Source organism: Arcticibacter tournemirensis, assembly GCF_006716645.1.
In the GTDB taxonomy this organism is placed as follows: Bacteria; Bacteroidota; Bacteroidia; order Sphingobacteriales; family Sphingobacteriaceae; genus Arcticibacter; species Arcticibacter tournemirensis.
On record NZ_VFPL01000001.1, the window covers coordinates 759,923 to 776,049 of the forward strand.

The following is a 16,127-nucleotide window of genomic DNA, read 5'->3' on the forward strand; positions in this document are numbered from 1 at the left end:
ATTTTTTAAGAACCCTGCGCATTAGCGCGGGGTTCTTGCTTTTTGGGGCACTTTAGTTCGCTTTTTTCTTCGTTGTAATAATTATTACTCCGTTTTTCCCTTTATCGCCATACTTATCTGTAGCTTGTTTGTCTTTTAATACACTTATCGACTGGATTTCTGACGGCTTTAGTGATTGCAGATCAAAGGAAGGTTTTTCTACACCATCAATTATGTAAAGAGCATTCGGTAAAGAATTATGCCTGAAGGTAAGAGCTTGTTCACGTGTGAGGTTTACCAAAATCGGTAATGTGTATTGGACTCTTATCGGGTGTCCATCCTGCATTCCGGGATTCCATTTTGGTGTATTTTCCAACATCCTTATAGCTTCTTCGCCTGTTCCGTAACCAAGGTCACGCAAGAGCCTTATATCTTCAAGGCTTCCATCTTTCTCTACAATGAAACTTACAATAAGCCTCCCTTTAATGTTGTTCTTCCTGGCTTCTTCGGGGTATTTATAATTTTTTGAAACGTATGCGTAGAATGCATCCATTCCTCCCGGAAAGTTAGGCATAACATCGATGGAGGCGAAGTCATGTACTGCGTCATCTTCAACGGCTTTCCCGGGGGACGGGCTGGTTGAAGGCAAGCGTTTTGGGGAACCGACGATCATGATGGAAGATAGCTCTTTATATCCGTCAGGAATAGTTATTGGCGTTTCTTTAGCCCCTGTCCCTGTTCCTTCCAGACTGAAGCTTATCCTGAAGTAGTACTTTCCCGCTACTGCCGGGTCCATGTTATTGATCTTTTTTAAGGTCCTTAACACTTCTTCATCAATCCCACTACCGAGGCCGCGGACTATGTTTATGTCTGCAAGGCTGCCGGAGGAAGTGATTTTAAATGAACTTACCACATCCCCCTGGACGTTGTTAAACCGTGCTTTAGAGGGATAAATGATATTCCTGGCTACATAACTATATAAGTATTTAAGCGGAGCGCCTCCCAGCTTTTTGGTGCTGTCGTTAGTCGTGGTGTCTCCTAATATCTTCTTAGCCGAGCTAATTATGGAAGTTCCAGCTTCGCTGGCGGAAACGACATTTATTTCGCTGATCTTATTTGTTATCTTTTCCAGAGAATTATATCTGTCGATTGTTGCCGACGAAAAAATTAGCATGCAAAGGAAAAGCGGAACGGAGAGACCGTATTTTATCAGGGCGATCCTGTGCGATTTAGATTTGTGAAGCATACGAATTCTCAGTTTTAACAGCGATTCGTTATAAAAGTTATTAGAAAGACCTGAAGGCGACACACCAAATGCAGTGCTCAGAAGCAGTAATGAATATTCCGATTTGTCAGCTTTAGTTTTTGCCGCTGCTTCATCGGCAATAAATTCGTGAATAAGCTTCACCGCTTTTTTATATACATATACGATCGGGTTGAACCAGTTAATTATGGAAATTACCTCGAAAAGTACTACGTCTGCTGAATGTAACTGGCGCACATGCACTACTTCATGTTTTAGAATGGAATGCCGGTCGGGCAGGTCATCCGGAACTACAATACGACCAAAAAATGAGTAAGGTTGGTGCCCCTGGTCAGGCCGTTGCCGGCAAACCTGTAAAAAGCGGATAATAAAACGTGATAAGAATATAGTTAAACCGGTCAGGTAAGTGATCAAAAGCCAGTTGACGCTGGTCTGCTCGACGGTCGGGTCAGTATTGGCCGTGAAATACAAGACATTGAGCGAGTCGGCTGCCTGGTACACCTTTTCGTTTACGAAAAACGTGCGCACCCACTCCGCATCCGTCAGCGGTATTAAGAAAGCGAGGATGCCGGAGCTGATAAGATATACCCTGTTAAGCTTAAAAAAGGTTTCGTTCCTAAGGAATAAAAAATAGAACGCATACAGGATGATCAGATAAATGTTAGTTTGAAGGAGATAACCGAACCATGTCATGGCTTTTTATTTTTTAGGTTTTTTATTAGTTTTAATATCTCATCTGCTTCGTGCAGGTCTATCTTTTCCTTCTTTACAAAGAAAGAGAACATCTTCTCCACCGAATTACTGAAGTAATTGGTAAGTAGCTTTTCTGTTGCGAAGCTTTTATATTGCTCCTTGCTTACCAGGGGGTAATACTGGTGGCTTTTCCCAAAGGCTTCGTGGTCAACAAAACCCTTTGTTTCCAATATCCTGATAATTGTGGAGACAGTATTATAGGCAGGCTTGGGCTCGGGAAGTTCATCAATCACATCTTTTACAAATCCTTTTTCGAGTTGCCATAGTATCTGCATAATTTGTTCTTCAGCTTTTGTTAATTCTTTCATTCCCATCGTTTTATTGTTTAAAGTAAATATACAACTACTGTGTTAGTTTTGCAACTATTTTTTTAGTTTATTGTTTCGGAAACTTATACTTTCCTTTTCTGTTGTCTGTAAGTTTTTAAATACTCACATTTAAATATGACAATAACTTTTCATGGAGCCGCCCGTTGTGTAACAGGCAGTAAACACTTGCTAAAACTGGATAACGGAACACAAATACTACTTGATTGCGGAATGTTTCAGGGGATGGGTGGGGAAACTGATGAGTTAAACGGCCATTTTGGTTTTAATCCTGCTAAGGTTGACTATCTTATATTGTCACACGCTCATATTGATCACTGCGGACTCATACCGCGAATGGTAGCAGAAGGATTTAAAGGTACGATTTTCAGCACCGCTCCCACTATGGATCTTGCGAGGATCTTGTTGAATGATTCTGCCGGGATACAGGAGCAGGATACAGAATTTATTAACGACAGCAGGGAGAAGAAAGGTTTGCCGCCGCTTAAACCGCTTTATACAGAAGATGACGTGATGGAGGCAATGCGCTTGTTTAAAATTGTGGATTACAACGAAGACTTTGAAATTGAGCCAAGAGTGACCTTGCGCTTTACAGATGCCGGACATATCATCGGCAGCGCGGCTGTTCATCTTTCAATCCTGGAGAAAGGCAAATTTACCCGGCTTACATTTAGTGGAGACGTTGGCCGGTATGAGGACCTCCTGTTAAGAAGTCCTCAGTCCTTTCAACAGTCTGATTATATAATTATCGAATCTACTTATGGAGATTCTTATCATAAAGATCTGGAGCCACTGGAAGGGCAACTGCAGGAGATCATCCATCAAACGTGTAAATTAAAAGGTGGTAAGCTGATTATTCCGGCTTTTAGCGTTGGCAGGACCCAGGAACTTCTGTATGCCCTCAATTCACTTGAGCTTAAGGGCAGTTTGCCTGATGTTCCGTATTACGTAGACAGCCCGCTTTCAGAAAAGGCGACGCAAGTATTAAAAGAACATCCGCAGGTTTATAACCGGGACGTGAAGGAGGTGATGGCACAGGATAGTGATATATTTAAGTTTAAAGGACTGAAGTTTATTCAGTCAGCAGGTGAATCCCGATCATTGAATGATGATCCTCGTCCCTGTGTGATTATATCGTCATCAGGTATGGCAGAAGCTGGCCGGGTAAAGCATCATATTCGAAATAACATAGGGAATGAAAAGAACACCATTCTGATGGTCGGCTACTGTGAACCGTCGTCTTTAGGAGGTGAGCTAAGCAGAGGAAAGAAAGTGGTCTCTATTTTTGGCGATGAATATGATGTCCGCGCCGAGGTCCGCGTAATCAGATCAATGAGCGCACACGGCGATTGTAACGATCTTCTGAAATTCCTATCCTGCCAGGACCCCTCTCTTGTTAAAAAAGTTTTCCTTGTGCACGGAGAATATGATGTACAAACAAAGTTTATGCAACGACTTAATGAAGTTGGATTCAATGAGGTGCGGATTCCGGGGCAGCATCAGATGCAAGAGCTGTAATACAGCTTCTAAAAAAATGTCCGTACGAGTCCGTTAAACGAAGGCATTCTGAAATAAGAGGCAGCTTCAAACTTTTCCTGGTTCAGGGTGCTATTGCTATTATTTAAGGTGAGTAATATAGCGAGTAATACAGGTACCAGCAGGATGATAAAGGGAGATAGAAGATTCTTTGGCGTTTTCATTTTGCTTAATATTGACGATTCAAAGCAACGCTAACTTTTCGTTATTTGAAAATTATTTAGACTAAGGGCAGAGAATATTAGATGAACGGTTGATTTTGCCTTATAAAATACACCGGGAGTGCGAAGAAAAGGGCATCTCTCATGAGGCCCGTATGATATGTGATGCTCGTAATAGAAGTGGATACTTTAAATAAGTACGGTGCCAGGCGTAATTAATTCAGTGTTAAAAACCCTTGTCTCGAATTCGGTGACAGGTCTTTTGCTTTCTATTAACTGAATCAGCAGTTCGGTGGCGGCTTTGCCCATCTCAAAAGCGGGTTGCCTTACGGCTGTAATGCCTGGCATAAAGAGGTCAACAACATTTGCGTTGGTAAAGCCAGCGATAGCAAGGTCGGAAAGACAGTGGGGCACAAGCTTTTTAATCGCCATAAGGCATCCGGTGCTTATTTTATCTTGTGCGATAAATATGGCTTTGGGCGGATCTTCCATTTCGAATAGCTCCTTGATTACCTGATCGATCTCTTCCTGTTCAATACCCCTGTATTTGCCATACTTTACATAATCTTCATTAAAAGGCAAACCGTGCTTTTCCAGGGCTGCCTTATATCCTTCGAGGCGTTCCCGTGTGATCGACAGATGCGCAGCATTTGTTATATGAGCGACTTTTTTATGCCCGAGGCTTATGAGATATTCGGTCGCATCGAAGGCGCCTTTAAAATTATCTGCAATGACCTTGTGAGTCTCGATCTGTTCGGTTACGCGGTCAAACATTACAATCGGAAGGCCTTGATCATGCAGTGACTTTAAATAAGATATATCCGAACTTTCTGACGAAAGGGAGATTAACAGGCCGTCTACTGATCGTGAGGCGAGGTGTTCCACGTTCAGTACTTCGCGGTCCAGCCGTTCATGGCTCTGAGTAATTATAACATGGTAATCCCTGTTATATGCGACAGATTCGATTCCGTTAATTGCCTGTGAGAAGTAATTGTTCGCAATCTCAGAAACAATAACGCCAATTGAATAACTTCTTCGCTCTTTAAGACTTAAAGCAATGGGATTGGGACGATAGTTTATCTTTTCGGCGTATTCCAAAACCACCTTTTTGGTTTCATCACTTATTTCATAACCACCACGCAAGGCTCTTGAAACGGTTGAGGTTGAGAGTCCTAATGCTTTCGCTATATCTTTAATAGTTACGGTATTAAACTTCATTGGTTACCTCCTGATTGCTGAATGAAGATGCTAAGATAATTATATTTTATCCAAAGCCCGCATCGTTTTGTACAGCTCAGTATACGAGTTAAAAAGGGCGTATTATTAGTAATAAATTGAGCGGTGAAAACGAGCATTATAAACCAAAAAGTCGGAATCGATTGCGGGAACGATTGCGTAAAAATATATTCCGTTCTTCTAAAAGATTGTTAGTAAAGTGATTAATATTGTTTTGTCTGAAGTTATAAACCAGAATAAAAGTTATAAATCAAGTATACCAGCCTTCAATCTCTGATGATTGTGAATATTAGAATGAAGTAGCCAAAACGCAGCAACCTGGTACAACTAACGATAATATCAAAGTTTATATCAAGAGTAATACAAACATATAAAAAGGGCACACGTAAACGTGTTTAAAGAGAAGAATGGAATATTGAAAGGGTAATTTATGACTTTTAGAACGATATTATGTATAGGTCTGATTTCTGGGTTTGCAAGCTTTGCTTTTGCACAGCAGCTTGCATTTCCCGGAGCGGAAGGCTTTGGTAAATTTACAACCGGTGGCAGAGGGGGAAAAGTATTGATCGTGAGTAATCTGAACGATGAGGGAGAGGGTAGTTTAAGAAAGGCTATTCAAGCAAAGGGACCCAGGATCATTGTTTTTTCAGTCTCCGGAACGATTGCTCTTGAATCTCCTCTCGACATAAACAAAGGAGACCTAACCATTGCTGGCCAGTCCGCACCGGGTGACGGGATCTGTATTAAAAATTATCCTGTTAGCATCAAATCAGATAATGTAATAATCCGCTATATCAGGTTCCGGATGGGAGATGAAAAAAAGATCGCTGCGGATGCATTAGGTGCAAATAAAGGAAACAATAACATCATCGTTGATCATTGTTCCATGAGCTGGGCGACTGACGAATGTGCTTCATTTTACCGGAATAGCAATTTTACTCTTCAATGGTGTATTATATCCGAGAGCCTGAACTCATCGGTGCACCAAAAAGGCGAACATGGCTACGGCGGTATATGGGGGGGCGAAGGAGCTTCCTTTCATCATAACCTCATTGCCAGTCACAAAAGCCGGACACCACGTTTCAGCGGATCATCCACAACGCCAAATTCGGAAAATGAGCTGGTCGACTTTACAAATAACGTCATCTATAACTGGGAGGCGAACAGTGTATATGGAGGCGAAAAAGGCCGGTATAACATAGTTAATAATTACTTTAAGCCGGGGCCTGCAACCGCGTCGTCAAAGAGGACCCAGATCCTGAATCCATGGTCGCCCTACGGGCGGTTTTATTTAAACGGGAACCATCTTGACGGTAACAAAGCCATATCGAAGGATAACTGGGGGGGCGTTAAAGCCGATCATCCAGATTCAGCGAGGACTTTAAATCCCTTCAAAGTAGAATCCCTGGCGTGCCAGAATCCAGAGAAAGCTTATACAGCAGTATTAGATTTTGCGGGTGCCAGCTTCCGGCGGGATGCAATAGATACGCGGATTGCAAATGAAGTAAAGAGCGGCAGTTCGGGACTGGGTACACAAAAAAACGGGATTATCGACTCGCAGAACGACGCGGGCGGATGGCCTGAGCTGAAATCGCAGCCAGCTCCCACAGATACCGATAACGATGGAATGCCTGATGCATGGGAAAAAAAGAACGGCTTAAATCCCTCAGATCCTCTCGACTCTTCTGCCTATACAATAGATAAGAATTACACGAACGTTGAAATTTATCTTAATAACTTATTATCAATAAAATAGATATGAAAAGGTATGTTTTTTTCTTTTTGTCTGCTTTGATTTTAATGTCGTTTGCTTTAATACAGAATAAAAAGATAACCTTGTGGATGATTGGTGATTCTACAATGTCTGTGAAGCAACCAAAAGCCTTCCCGGAAACTGGATGGGGCATGCCCTTCTCAACTTTTTTCAATAAAAAGGTAACGGTAGATAACCGTGCTGTAAATGGCCGCAGTACGCTTTCATTTATAACTGAAAATCGTTGGAAAGCCGTATACGATAATTTAGAGGCAGGCGATTATGTGTTTATTGAGTTTGGGCACAACGATGAAAAGCTTAATAAGCCAGGTGTTGGCACCTCAATAGATCAGTATAAAGCCAATCTTGCAAAATTTATAGACGAAGCCAGATTAAAGAAGGCGATCCCTGTGTTACTAACTCCAATTGCGAGACGTAATTTTATCGAAGGGAAGCTTGTTGACACTCATCTGGGATATCCTGATGCAATGAGAAAGGTTGCCGACAGCCTGAATGTGCCTTTAATCGACATGCAGAAGAAGACCGAAAAGCTGCTGACTTCTCTTGGCGAGGAAGGATCGATAAAACTGTTTAATCATGTGGCGCCAGGCAACGAAAATTACCCGGAGGGAAAAAAAGATGACACGCACCTCAGTCCCGAAGGAGCTAAGCAAATCGCCGGTCTTGCTGCAGAAGGAATGCGGGAATTGAAAATTGATCTGACGGGCTGTCTAAGAAAGAAGTAGAACGTTAGGGATCTATTGTTTCAATCTTAAAGAGCGGATATGGACAGGAATATGAAGGGGCTTCTTTGCCTCGTATGTTGCATTTTAATGTCTTTTGTTTATCTGAAAAAGGAGCCCGTTAAAGTGTACCTTATTGGCGACTCCACTGTTGCTGATTATTCGCTCGAACCAGACTATAAAACCAGGCGCTATCCCTTAACGGGATGGGGACAGGTTTTTCAACAGTTTCTGCGTCGTGATAATTTAGTTCATTTAAAAGGGATTATACATGCTGATAGTGCAGTTGTTGACGATAGGGCTAAAGGAGGGAGAAGTACCCGAACCTTTTTCGAAGAAGGACGATGGGCCGAGGTTTATAAACTGTTAAAGAAGAATGATGTTGTTATGATTCAGTTCGGACATAACGATGCCTCAGCAGAAAAGCCCGAGCGGTATGTGAACATCACCGGATACAAAGAATATCTGAGGCTTTTTATAAATCAATCCAGGAGTAAGAGAGCCTGGCCCGTGTTAATCACACCAGTGACAAGGAATTATCCCTGGAACGGAGGAAAACTGGGGAGTGCTCACGGTGACTATCCTCAGGCGATGGAAGATGTCGCTAAGGAGCTGCGTGTCCCTCTGATTAATCTGACTAAGTTGTCGGCAGATTACTTTACAATGAAAGGCCAGGACTATGTTACCTCCAGGTATTTTATGAACCTGCCTGCAGGAGCGTACGAAGCTTATCCTGGCGGGCAAAAAGACAATACACATTTTCAGACTGAAGGTGCCACTGAAGTTGCACGTTTAGTCTTTCAGGGTTTGAAGAAACTGTCGGGTAATAAATAAAATACTATGAAAAAGGTGTTTCTTACGCTTATCTCTTTTATTGCAAGCTTGTTTGTTGTCGCTCAGGAGAGACATTTCACTGTGGCTCAGGACGGCAGCGGGAATTTTAAAACCGTTCAGGAAGCGATTAATGCTGTTCCCGACTTTCGTAAAGTGCAGACTGTCATCTTCATAAAGAATGGAGTATATAAGGAAAAACTGATCCTTGCTCCATCCAAGAAAATGGTGAAGCTGGTAGGAGAGAGCGTTGAAAAAACAATCCTCACCTATGATGATTATAACCAGAAGAAAAATATTTTTGGAGAGGAGAAAGGAACGTCAGGTTCAGCGAGCTTCTATATTTATGGCGACGACTTCAGTGCCGAAAGCATCACTTTTGAGAATTCCTCGGGACCAGTAGGCCAAGCGGTGGCGGTTTGGTCGGCAGGAGACAGGATGAAATTTAAGAACTGCAGGTTTTTAGGTTTTCAGGATACTCTTTATACCTATGGATATGGCAGCCGGCAATATTATACGGATTGCTATATTGAAGGCACTGTCGACTTTATATTTGGGTCGTCTACAGCAGTGTTTAATAACTGCGATATCTTTTGCAAGAAGCAAGGTTATGTAACCGCAGCTTCTACACCCGACTCTACAAAGTATGGATACGTGTTTCTGAACTGCCGGATCAAAGGGGATGCTCCTGAGAATTCTTTCTATCTGGGACGCCCCTGGCGTCCTTATGCCAAAGTAGTTTTCATCAACTGCGAGCTGGGTAAGCATATAAAACCCGAAGGCTGGAATAACTGGGGTAAGGAGAGTAATGAAAAAACTGCATATTATGCAGAGTATAATAACAAGGGTGAAGGTTTTAAACCTAAACATAGGGTTAGCTGGTCTCATCAATTGACTAAAGAAGGAGCCAGAGAATATACGATAGAGAAGATATTCCGGGGATGGAACCCGGAATAATTGTTCGTGCAGTTTGAATTGTTATTTCAGCTCGAGTGCAAACTCCTCTGATGGATTGCGCACTTTCTTCATATTGACAAGCCAGTCGTTTTCGGCGTCCCGATAGCCGACAGCCAATATGGTAACACTTCTCAATCCTTTCTCGCGGAGGTTTAAAAGTTCATCAAGCTGATCGCTGTCGAAACCCTCCATCGGTGTGGAATCAATTTTAAGTTCGGCCGCTTCAGCAATTGCGAGGGCAAAGCCTATATAGGCCTGACGCGCTGTATGAACGAAATTTTCATCCGCGGACTGATTGAGGTACACAGATTTCAGCATATCGGTGTAATTTTTGAATTGTTCCGGAGGAAGGCTTCTTTCCTCCGTAATTCTGTTAAAGATCGAGTCTATCCTTTCTTCCGTGTACTTGTCCCACGCGGCGAAAACAAGGAGATGAGAACAGTCGGCAACAGTCTGCTGACCTTTTGCAATTGGAACGATTTTTTCTTTGAGCTCCTGATTGCTGATGACAATCACTCTAAACTGCTGTAGCCCTGACGATGTTGGGGCGAGCCTGGCGGCTTCAACGATTTTCTTAATTTCTTCTTCTCCTACTTTCCGGGAAGGGTCGTATTTTTTAGTGGCATATCGCCATTGTAAATTATCTAAAAGTGACATTTCTTATATCGTAAATTAGCTATTTGTGACTATTAATTTTACTTCGATATTGCCTCTCGTTGCATTCGAATAAGGGCACACCTGATGTGCTTTCTCAATCAGGCTTTGTGCCTCTTCTCTGGTTACACCTGGAATATTTGCCTGTAATTCTACTGCAAGGCCGTAGCCGCCATTATCCAGTTGTCCGATAGTAACTTTTGCAGTTACACTTGTCTCTCCTGCTTTTATCTTTTCGTTCTTTATAACAAGATTGAGAGCGCTGTCAAAACAGGCAGAGTAACCTGCAGCGAATAATTGTTCCGGGTTTGTATAATTATCATTTGCCCCGCCTAAAGCCTTAGGAGCTCTGACTTCTAAATCCAGTACTCGATTATCTGATTGAACATGACCGTTACGGCCTCCTTTTGCAGTTGCTACTGCAGAATACAATGACTTCATATATAATAATGATTTTCTATTTGAGATTTTTGGTAAGATCAAGGATCTTATTTATCGTGTGATGCAATTGCACCAGTTCCTCAGGGCTGATATTTAACGAAGCGAGGAATTTCTGCGGGACTGCACACGCAGGCTCCCGTAATTGTTTTCCCTCTTTTGTCAGAGAAATTTCTACTACACGTTCATCGGCAGTACTTCGCGTTCTCTTAATTAGTCCTTTTTGTTCAAGTCTTTTTAACATAGGAGTTAAAGTCCCTGAATCCAGATATAATCTCTCTCCTAACTGATTGACACTGTGTTTCTGATGTTCCCATAATATAAGAAGGACGAGATATTGCGGGTAAGTAATATCAAGTTCGTCAAGTATAGGTCTGTAACGCTGATTGATCTGCCTTGAGAGGGCATAGACGGAAAAACATACCTGCTTATCGAGGCATACCATTTCATCTTCTTTTCCTTTTTCCACGCCACAAAAATAAACATTGTGCACAATTTAATTTTGTGCATTGTGTTTTTCTTTTGTCATTTTGCTTGTGGCCGGGATTGCTTTAGGTCAAGCTAAAATATTGCCTGAGAAGGCGTTTTACCGATAGAAGCTGTTTAGATGCGGAATACTACTTCAGCGGTTCAACCCTGAACCAGTCATAATCAGCCCAACCTGAGTCGTTAGTCTCCGTATCGCGAGACGCGAATAATCCAACCTTGGCGCCTATCCATTTCCCTGGCGTGGCTGTGAATACCGGTTCCGCGCTGATGAACGTTTTGCCGTCTGTACTATAGCTGAACTGGCATTTTGCTGCCGCTGTAACGGTCACCCGAAGGTATGCAGTGTTGCTTTTTAATTTAGTTACAGCAGTTTCTTTCTCGGTAGCACCCTTATCGGCTTTTTCGCATACCCCCTGAATAAGGTATAATCCGTCTTTTTTACTTCTTATGAAAAAGTCAGCATAGCTTAATCCCATGATCACGAGCCCTGTTTTTTCGTTCTCGAGCTTTGGATTAGGAGTAAACGTCACTTTTGCTGTTGCCATGAACTCATCTGCCGGGAACTTCTGTAGAAGAATGTTTGGTACGTCCCAAAGGTTTTTAGCCTCTTCCGGTATTTTGTGAGTGTAAAGCCTTAATACTCCTTTGGCAGGGTTGGTAAATGCCCATGTAGCCTGTGGGTTTGCCTGCCATTGCCATTGGAGGCCCAGGCTATGATCATTGAATTCATCGCTTTCGACAGGGGTGACAATAGGATATGTTTTACCTACGTCGGGCTTTTTGTAAGTTAGTGCAGGTTCGCCTTTACCGTCGCCGTCTTTATCTACGCCGATCACGGGCCAGTCTTTCATCCACTTCATCGGTTGAAGGTGCACTACGCGACCATAGGCTTCCTTATCCTGGAAATGCAGGAACCAGTCTTCACCTTTCTGTGTGTCAACCCATGCTCCCTGATGAGGGCCGTTTACGGGTGACTTTCCTTGATCCATCACCACTTTACGTTCATAAGGTCCATAAATGCTTTTAGACCGCAATACCAGTTGCCAGCCTGTTGGTACCCCTCCGGCTGGAGCGAAGATGTAGTAATAGCCGTTTCTCTTATAAAATTTAGGACCTTCTATGGTTGGGTCGTTTTCGTGCCCGTCGTAAACGATAACACCTTCGTCGAGTGTTTTGGTGCCTTCTGTATTCAATGTCTTTACAGCAAGCACGCTTTTTATTCCCGCCCGGCTTCCAGCGTAAGCGTAAACGAGATATACTTTTCCGTCTTCGTCCCATAAAGGACAAGGATCAATGAGGCCTTTTCCGCTTTCTACTAATACCGGCTCAGACCAGGGCCCTTCGGCTTTTTTAGCTTTGGTGAGGTAAATGCCAAAGTCAGGGTCGGGGTAATAAATATAAAACTCATCGTTGTGATAGCGAATGGATGGCGCCCATACGCCATTGCCGTGCTGTGTTTTTTCGAAGTGTTCAAAAGGGGGCTGGCGTTTTAATGCGTGTGTCAGGATTGTCCAGTTCACAAGGTCTTTAGAATGAAGTACCGGCAGACCGGGGACGGCATCGAAGCTTGACGCTACCATGAAAAAGTCGTCGCCAACCCGAATAGCGTCAGGGTCGGAATAATCAGCATTTAGAATCGGATTTTTATAGTTTCCATTTCCAAGATCGGCAACCCACACTTTTGAAATATAATTTTTTTTGACTTCCTGCTGTTGTGCAAGCAAACTTGTAGAAATAGAAAGAAAAGAGATATAAATCGCCAGTCGTTTCATGCTTTATTCCGATTGATTGTATTTATTTACCGGCTGCAGGCAGCCATTCTGTTTTTCCTGCAAAAATGTTTGCAAGCGTGTATTTTTTAATTTCTTTAGCGGAGAGGGTCTTAGCCCATTTCACGCGGCCGGTTGAAGTTGCTCCGTCGCCACGGCTCATATAGTCGCTGTAGGTGGCAGTCTTTTCATTTTCAGGATTGCGCCAGTTGTCCCATCCTTCGGGCCGGATATGACTGCCCATCTCCGTTCTGATAAAAACGGTTTTTGAGTAGGGGCGCCATGGACGGCCGAGAAAAACTTTTTGTGCTTCGGGTGCCGCAATGAGCTTGCAATCAAAGAACACATAGCCGAACTGCTGGTGGGGAGTGGTTGAAGCAGCGGTAATGTAGGAATTGCTTAAGCTTTTGATGATACAATTTTGAAATACCACGGTTGCTTCACCAAATATGAAGTCGGTAGTACCTTCGATATAGCAGTTGGTATAATACTGCCTGCTGTTTTCGGCGGCTGTGTACAAAGTGTCCTGATTTCCTTTGAGGTTGCAGTTTTTTATTATTGCGCGGTCGCCCTCTACATGTAATGCTACTGCCTGCCCCACTCTGCCGGCCGTATTTTCTATCGTCAGGTTTTCGGCCGAGAAGTCGTTTCCCTCCACCAAAACAGTGTATGAAGTGTAAGTGCTGAACTTATCTTTCCCATATGGATCTTTGCCGTTCGGGTAAGGCTTACCGGAGTAATCATTGTTTGTAATAATGGTATTCTCCTTGCTTTCGCCTACTAAAGAAATCTTTGATTTCCATGATGGGATCACCAGCTTTTCGTTGTAAATGCCATTTTTAATGAATATCCTGACCTGTTGCTGAGAAAGATCACGAACTGCGTTTACAGCCTCCCGGATCGTTTTAAAATCACCGCTTCCATCCTGTGCAACTGTGAAGGAGTCAGGATACTGCTGCGGCTGAGCTTTTGCTTCAGGCAACAAATACATAAGAAACAAAAAGACCAGAAATGATAAGGAATGTTTGGCCATTAATCTATAGTCCATTCGTTAGTTTTTTAGTTTACAATGAGTAAGATCTATAACAAGATTAATAAGTTTATTCCGGTAAAGGAACTGATCTGTTGGAATTTTTTGTGCAATCGTTCCCGTGGGAGCGGAAGGGGGAAAGGGGAAAGCAGAAAGCAGATAGCAGAAAGTTGAAAGTTGAAAGTTGAAAGTTGAAAGTGGAACGCAGAAAGTGGAAAGTTGAAAGCAGAAAGGGAAAAGTTGAAAGGGAAAAGTTGAAAGTGAAAAGTTGAAAGCAGAAAGGGGAAAGCTGAAAGGATAAAGCAGAAAGGGTAAAATTGAAAGCTGAAGGGGAAAAGCAGAAAGCCCCGGACAGGCCGGGGCTTTCTGCTATGAAATGATTTGAGATTATTCGTTTGCTGCTTTACCAAGAGAAGCGAGAATTCCCCCATCAACGTAAAGGATATGCCCGCTTACGAAGTCGGAAGCTTTAGACGAAAGGAAAATAGCCGCTCCCTGAAGGTCTTCCTGTTCGCCCCAGCGTGCTGCAGGCGTACGGCTAATGATGAAGTCGTTAAAAGGATGTCCGTCAACGCGGATGGGCGCTGTTTGTGAGGTTGCAAAATATCCGGGACCAATACCGTTCACCTGAATGTTGAACTGAGCCCATTCGGTAGCGAGGTTTTTAGTAAGCATCTTTAATCCGCCCTTTGCTGCAGCGTAAGCGCTCACAGTATTTCTTCCTACTTCACTCATCATTGAACACATGTTGATTATTTTACCGGCTCGGCGCTCGATCATGTATTTACCGATATGCTTGGCCATAATAAATGGTCCGGTCAAGTCGATTTTAAGTACCTGTTCCCAGTCTGCTACTTCCATATCTACAACGGGAATGCGTTTTATAATTCCGGCATTGTTTATCAGAATATCAATCGGTCCGATTTCCTTTTCAATCTTATCTATATAAGTCTTTACAGCTTCTTCGTCGGTAACATCAAAAACGAAACCATAAGCCTTTATTCCATTGTTTGCATATTCAGCAATAGCAGCATCCAGCTTTTCCTGAGAGATATCGTTGATAATGATTTGGGCGCCAGCTTTAGCAAGCCCCGTAGCCATAGACATTCCAAGTCCGTGTGTAGCACCTGTTACCAGTGCGCGTTTGCCTGTTAGATCAAAAAGTGATAGTGACATATTTGGTTTATTTAGTATTTTAAAGTTAAAAACAAGCTATAATTGAAGCTGCCGGGAATGGGCTCGGAAAGCCTCGTGTTCAATTAAGTTGAGCAAATATATAGTGATATTCAGGATATTTTGAAATAAATGGGCTATTAAATTTCCGGCAACGTTGCCGGAAAAAAAATACGGCAATTGCCTGGTATATCGGGGCAATATTCTTCCATATCTTATCTATAAATACTAATTTGCACACATTATCCTCTCTAAATTATGAACAACCATTCGTTATTTGATTTAACCGGAAGAACTGCGCTGGTCACCGGATGTACCCGCGGCATTGGTAAAGCAATGGCAGAAGCGTTGGCAGAAGCAGGGGCTGATATCATTGGGGTGTCTTCTTCTATTGCCCTGAACGGGAGTGAAACAGAAAAGGCGGTGAAGGAGCGGGGACGCAATTTTAAGGCTTATCAGTGCGATTTCGGTAAAAGGCAGTCAGTGTACGCGTTTTTAGAGAAAGTCCAGGCAGAGCATGAACATATAGATATCCTGGTGAACAATGCTGGCACTATTCTGCGACAGGCAGCAGCAGAACACTCCGACGAGTACTGGGATAGGGTGATTGATATAAACCTGAATAGCCAGTTCGTGATCAGCAGAGAGATAGGAGCGCGAATGATAAAGCAGGGAGGGGGCAAGATTATTTTTACGGCATCTCTATTGACCTTTCAGGGAGGCGTGTTGGTACCGGGATATGCTGCAAGCAAGGGTGCGATAGGAAGCCTGGTAAAAGCGCTGTCAAACGAATGGGCTTCAAAAGGCGTGAATGTAAATGCAATTGCGCCCGGATATGTATCTACCGACAATACAGAGGACCTGAGAAATAATCCCGAGCGAAGCCGTGCCATTCTGGACAGGATTCCGGCTGACAGATGGGGTGAGCCGGAAGACTTTAAAGGACCGGTGGTGTTTTTGGCATCGAAAGCGGCAGACTACGTGCACGGTACAATTCTAACAGTGGATGGGGGTTGGATGGGCCGTTGAGAATCG

At 43.1% G+C, this 16,127-nt stretch carries 16 protein-coding genes; 6 read left to right on the top strand and 10 right to left on the bottom strand.

Annotated features, from left to right (window positions below; genetic code table 11):
* Positions 1 to 52: 52 nt before the first annotated feature.
* Positions 53 to 1,936 carry a M56 family metallopeptidase gene (locus BDE36_RS03300; protein ID WP_141813719.1) on the bottom strand — a complete coding sequence of 628 codons (1,884 nt, stop codon included), beginning with the start codon at positions 1,934 to 1,936 and terminating at the stop codon, positions 53 to 55.
* The gene (locus tag BDE36_RS03305; protein ID WP_128767835.1) at positions 1,933 to 2,310 is read right to left on the bottom strand and encodes a BlaI/MecI/CopY family transcriptional regulator; all 378 of its coding nucleotides are present in this window, start codon (positions 2,308 to 2,310) and stop codon (positions 1,933 to 1,935) included. Before BDE36_RS03305 ends, BDE36_RS03300 begins: the two co-directional genes overlap by 4 nt.
* A gap of 129 nt (positions 2,311 to 2,439) precedes the next feature.
* On the opposite strand from BDE36_RS03305, the gene BDE36_RS03310 reads away from it, so the two are divergent.
* Positions 2,440 to 3,840 (top strand): MBL fold metallo-hydrolase RNA specificity domain-containing protein, encoded by a 1,401-nt coding sequence (locus tag BDE36_RS03310; protein WP_141813720.1) that lies wholly within the window; start codon positions 2,440 to 2,442, stop codon positions 3,838 to 3,840.
* 8 nt (positions 3,841 to 3,848) lie between these two features.
* Here the strand turns inward: BDE36_RS03310 and BDE36_RS23535 are convergent, their stop codons facing one another.
* Together BDE36_RS23535 and BDE36_RS03315 are read right to left on the bottom strand one after the other, a co-directional pair.
* Positions 3,849 to 4,022 carry a hypothetical protein gene (locus tag BDE36_RS23535; protein ID WP_161973347.1) on the bottom strand — a complete coding sequence of 58 codons (174 nt, stop codon included), beginning with the start codon at positions 4,020 to 4,022 and terminating at the stop codon, positions 3,849 to 3,851.
* A gap of 186 nt (positions 4,023 to 4,208) precedes the next feature.
* Positions 4,209 to 5,237: a LacI family DNA-binding transcriptional regulator gene (locus BDE36_RS03315; protein WP_128767833.1), complete on the bottom strand. Its 1,029-nt coding sequence runs from the start codon at positions 5,235 to 5,237 to the stop codon at positions 4,209 to 4,211.
* Between the two features lie 448 nt (positions 5,238 to 5,685).
* Here BDE36_RS03315 and BDE36_RS03320 point away from each other — a divergent pair, with 448 nt between their 5' ends.
* The 4 genes from BDE36_RS03320 to BDE36_RS03335 are packed head-to-tail and all read left to right on the top strand — an operon-like array spanning position 5,686 to position 9,539.
* Positions 5,686 to 7,011, top strand: coding sequence for a pectate lyase (locus tag BDE36_RS03320; protein ID WP_141813721.1), 1,326 nt, complete (start codon positions 5,686 to 5,688; stop codon positions 7,009 to 7,011).
* Between the two features lie 2 nt (positions 7,012 to 7,013).
* The gene (locus tag BDE36_RS03325; protein ID WP_141813722.1) at positions 7,014 to 7,754 is read left to right on the top strand and encodes a rhamnogalacturonan acetylesterase; all 741 of its coding nucleotides are present in this window, start codon (positions 7,014 to 7,016) and stop codon (positions 7,752 to 7,754) included.
* Between the two features lie 39 nt (positions 7,755 to 7,793).
* The gene (locus BDE36_RS03330) at positions 7,794 to 8,585 is read left to right on the top strand and encodes a rhamnogalacturonan acetylesterase (protein ID WP_141813723.1); all 792 of its coding nucleotides are present in this window, start codon (positions 7,794 to 7,796) and stop codon (positions 8,583 to 8,585) included.
* 6 nt (positions 8,586 to 8,591) lie between these two features.
* Entirely contained in the window at positions 8,592 to 9,539 is a 948-nt protein-coding gene (locus BDE36_RS03335) for a pectinesterase family protein (protein ID WP_128767829.1), read from the top strand.
* 21 nt (positions 9,540 to 9,560) lie between these two features.
* Here BDE36_RS03335 and BDE36_RS03340 read toward each other — a convergent pair whose 3' ends face one another.
* From BDE36_RS03340 to BDE36_RS03370, 6 genes are all read right to left on the bottom strand, one after another.
* Positions 9,561 to 10,196, bottom strand: a complete 636-nt coding sequence (locus tag BDE36_RS03340; RefSeq protein ID WP_128767828.1) for an NAD(P)H-dependent oxidoreductase — start codon at positions 10,194 to 10,196, stop codon at positions 9,561 to 9,563.
* A gap of 15 nt (positions 10,197 to 10,211) precedes the next feature.
* Entirely contained in the window at positions 10,212 to 10,634 is a 423-nt protein-coding gene (locus tag BDE36_RS03345; RefSeq protein WP_128767827.1) for an organic hydroperoxide resistance protein, read from the bottom strand.
* 16 nt (positions 10,635 to 10,650) lie between these two features.
* Positions 10,651 to 11,100, bottom strand: a complete 450-nt coding sequence (locus tag BDE36_RS03350; protein ID WP_276481943.1) for a MarR family winged helix-turn-helix transcriptional regulator — start codon at positions 11,098 to 11,100, stop codon at positions 10,651 to 10,653.
* A gap of 148 nt (positions 11,101 to 11,248) precedes the next feature.
* On the bottom strand, positions 11,249 to 12,892 hold the full coding sequence (locus tag BDE36_RS03355; protein WP_141813724.1) for a glycoside hydrolase family 43 protein: 1,644 nt from the start codon (positions 12,890 to 12,892) through the stop codon (positions 11,249 to 11,251).
* A 22-nt stretch (positions 12,893 to 12,914) separates the two neighbouring features.
* On the bottom strand, positions 12,915 to 13,937 hold the full coding sequence (locus BDE36_RS03360) for a pectinesterase family protein (RefSeq protein ID WP_128767825.1): 1,023 nt from the start codon (positions 13,935 to 13,937) through the stop codon (positions 12,915 to 12,917).
* A gap of 369 nt (positions 13,938 to 14,306) precedes the next feature.
* Positions 14,307 to 15,095 carry a gluconate 5-dehydrogenase gene (locus BDE36_RS03370; protein ID WP_128767824.1) on the bottom strand — a complete coding sequence of 263 codons (789 nt, stop codon included), beginning with the start codon at positions 15,093 to 15,095 and terminating at the stop codon, positions 14,307 to 14,309.
* Between the two features lie 255 nt (positions 15,096 to 15,350).
* Between BDE36_RS03370 and BDE36_RS03375 the strand changes: the two genes are divergently transcribed.
* Positions 15,351 to 16,121 carry an SDR family oxidoreductase gene (locus BDE36_RS03375; protein ID WP_141813726.1) on the top strand — a complete coding sequence of 257 codons (771 nt, stop codon included), beginning with the start codon at positions 15,351 to 15,353 and terminating at the stop codon, positions 16,119 to 16,121.
* The last annotated feature ends 6 nt before the right edge of the window (positions 16,122 to 16,127 follow it).

Bases quoted from the DNA above. Each gene is read 5' to 3' on its own strand.
- BDE36_RS03360 (WP_128767825.1), bottom strand. From the start codon at position 13,937: ATGGACTATAGATTAATGGCCAAACATTCCTTATCATTTCTGGTCTTT.
- BDE36_RS03355 (WP_141813724.1), bottom strand. From the start codon at position 12,892: ATGAAACGACTGGCGATTTATATCTCTTTTCTTTCTATTTCTACAAGT.
- BDE36_RS03310 (WP_141813720.1), top strand. From the start codon at position 2,440: ATGACAATAACTTTTCATGGAGCCGCCCGTTGTGTAACAGGCAGTAAA.
- BDE36_RS03300 (WP_141813719.1), bottom strand. From the start codon at position 1,936: ATGACATGGTTCGGTTATCTCCTTCAAACTAACATTTATCTGATCATC.
- BDE36_RS03340 (WP_128767828.1), bottom strand. From the start codon at position 10,196: ATGTCACTTTTAGATAATTTACAATGGCGATATGCCACTAAAAAATAC.
- BDE36_RS03375 (WP_141813726.1), top strand. From the start codon at position 15,351: ATGAACAACCATTCGTTATTTGATTTAACCGGAAGAACTGCGCTGGTC.
- BDE36_RS03330 (WP_141813723.1), top strand. From the start codon at position 7,794: ATGGACAGGAATATGAAGGGGCTTCTTTGCCTCGTATGTTGCATTTTA.
- BDE36_RS03315 (WP_128767833.1), bottom strand. From the start codon at position 5,237: ATGAAGTTTAATACCGTAACTATTAAAGATATAGCGAAAGCATTAGGA.
- BDE36_RS03345 (WP_128767827.1), bottom strand. From the start codon at position 10,634: ATGAAGTCATTGTATTCTGCAGTAGCAACTGCAAAAGGAGGCCGTAAC.
- BDE36_RS03320 (WP_141813721.1), top strand. From the start codon at position 5,686: ATGACTTTTAGAACGATATTATGTATAGGTCTGATTTCTGGGTTTGCA.
- BDE36_RS03370 (WP_128767824.1), bottom strand. From the start codon at position 15,095: ATGTCACTATCACTTTTTGATCTAACAGGCAAACGCGCACTGGTAACA.
- BDE36_RS23535 (WP_161973347.1), bottom strand. From the start codon at position 4,022: ATGAAAACGCCAAAGAATCTTCTATCTCCCTTTATCATCCTGCTGGTA.
- BDE36_RS03335 (WP_128767829.1), top strand. From the start codon at position 8,592: ATGAAAAAGGTGTTTCTTACGCTTATCTCTTTTATTGCAAGCTTGTTT.
- BDE36_RS03325 (WP_141813722.1), top strand. From the start codon at position 7,014: ATGAAAAGGTATGTTTTTTTCTTTTTGTCTGCTTTGATTTTAATGTCG.
- BDE36_RS03305 (WP_128767835.1), bottom strand. From the start codon at position 2,310: ATGGGAATGAAAGAATTAACAAAAGCTGAAGAACAAATTATGCAGATA.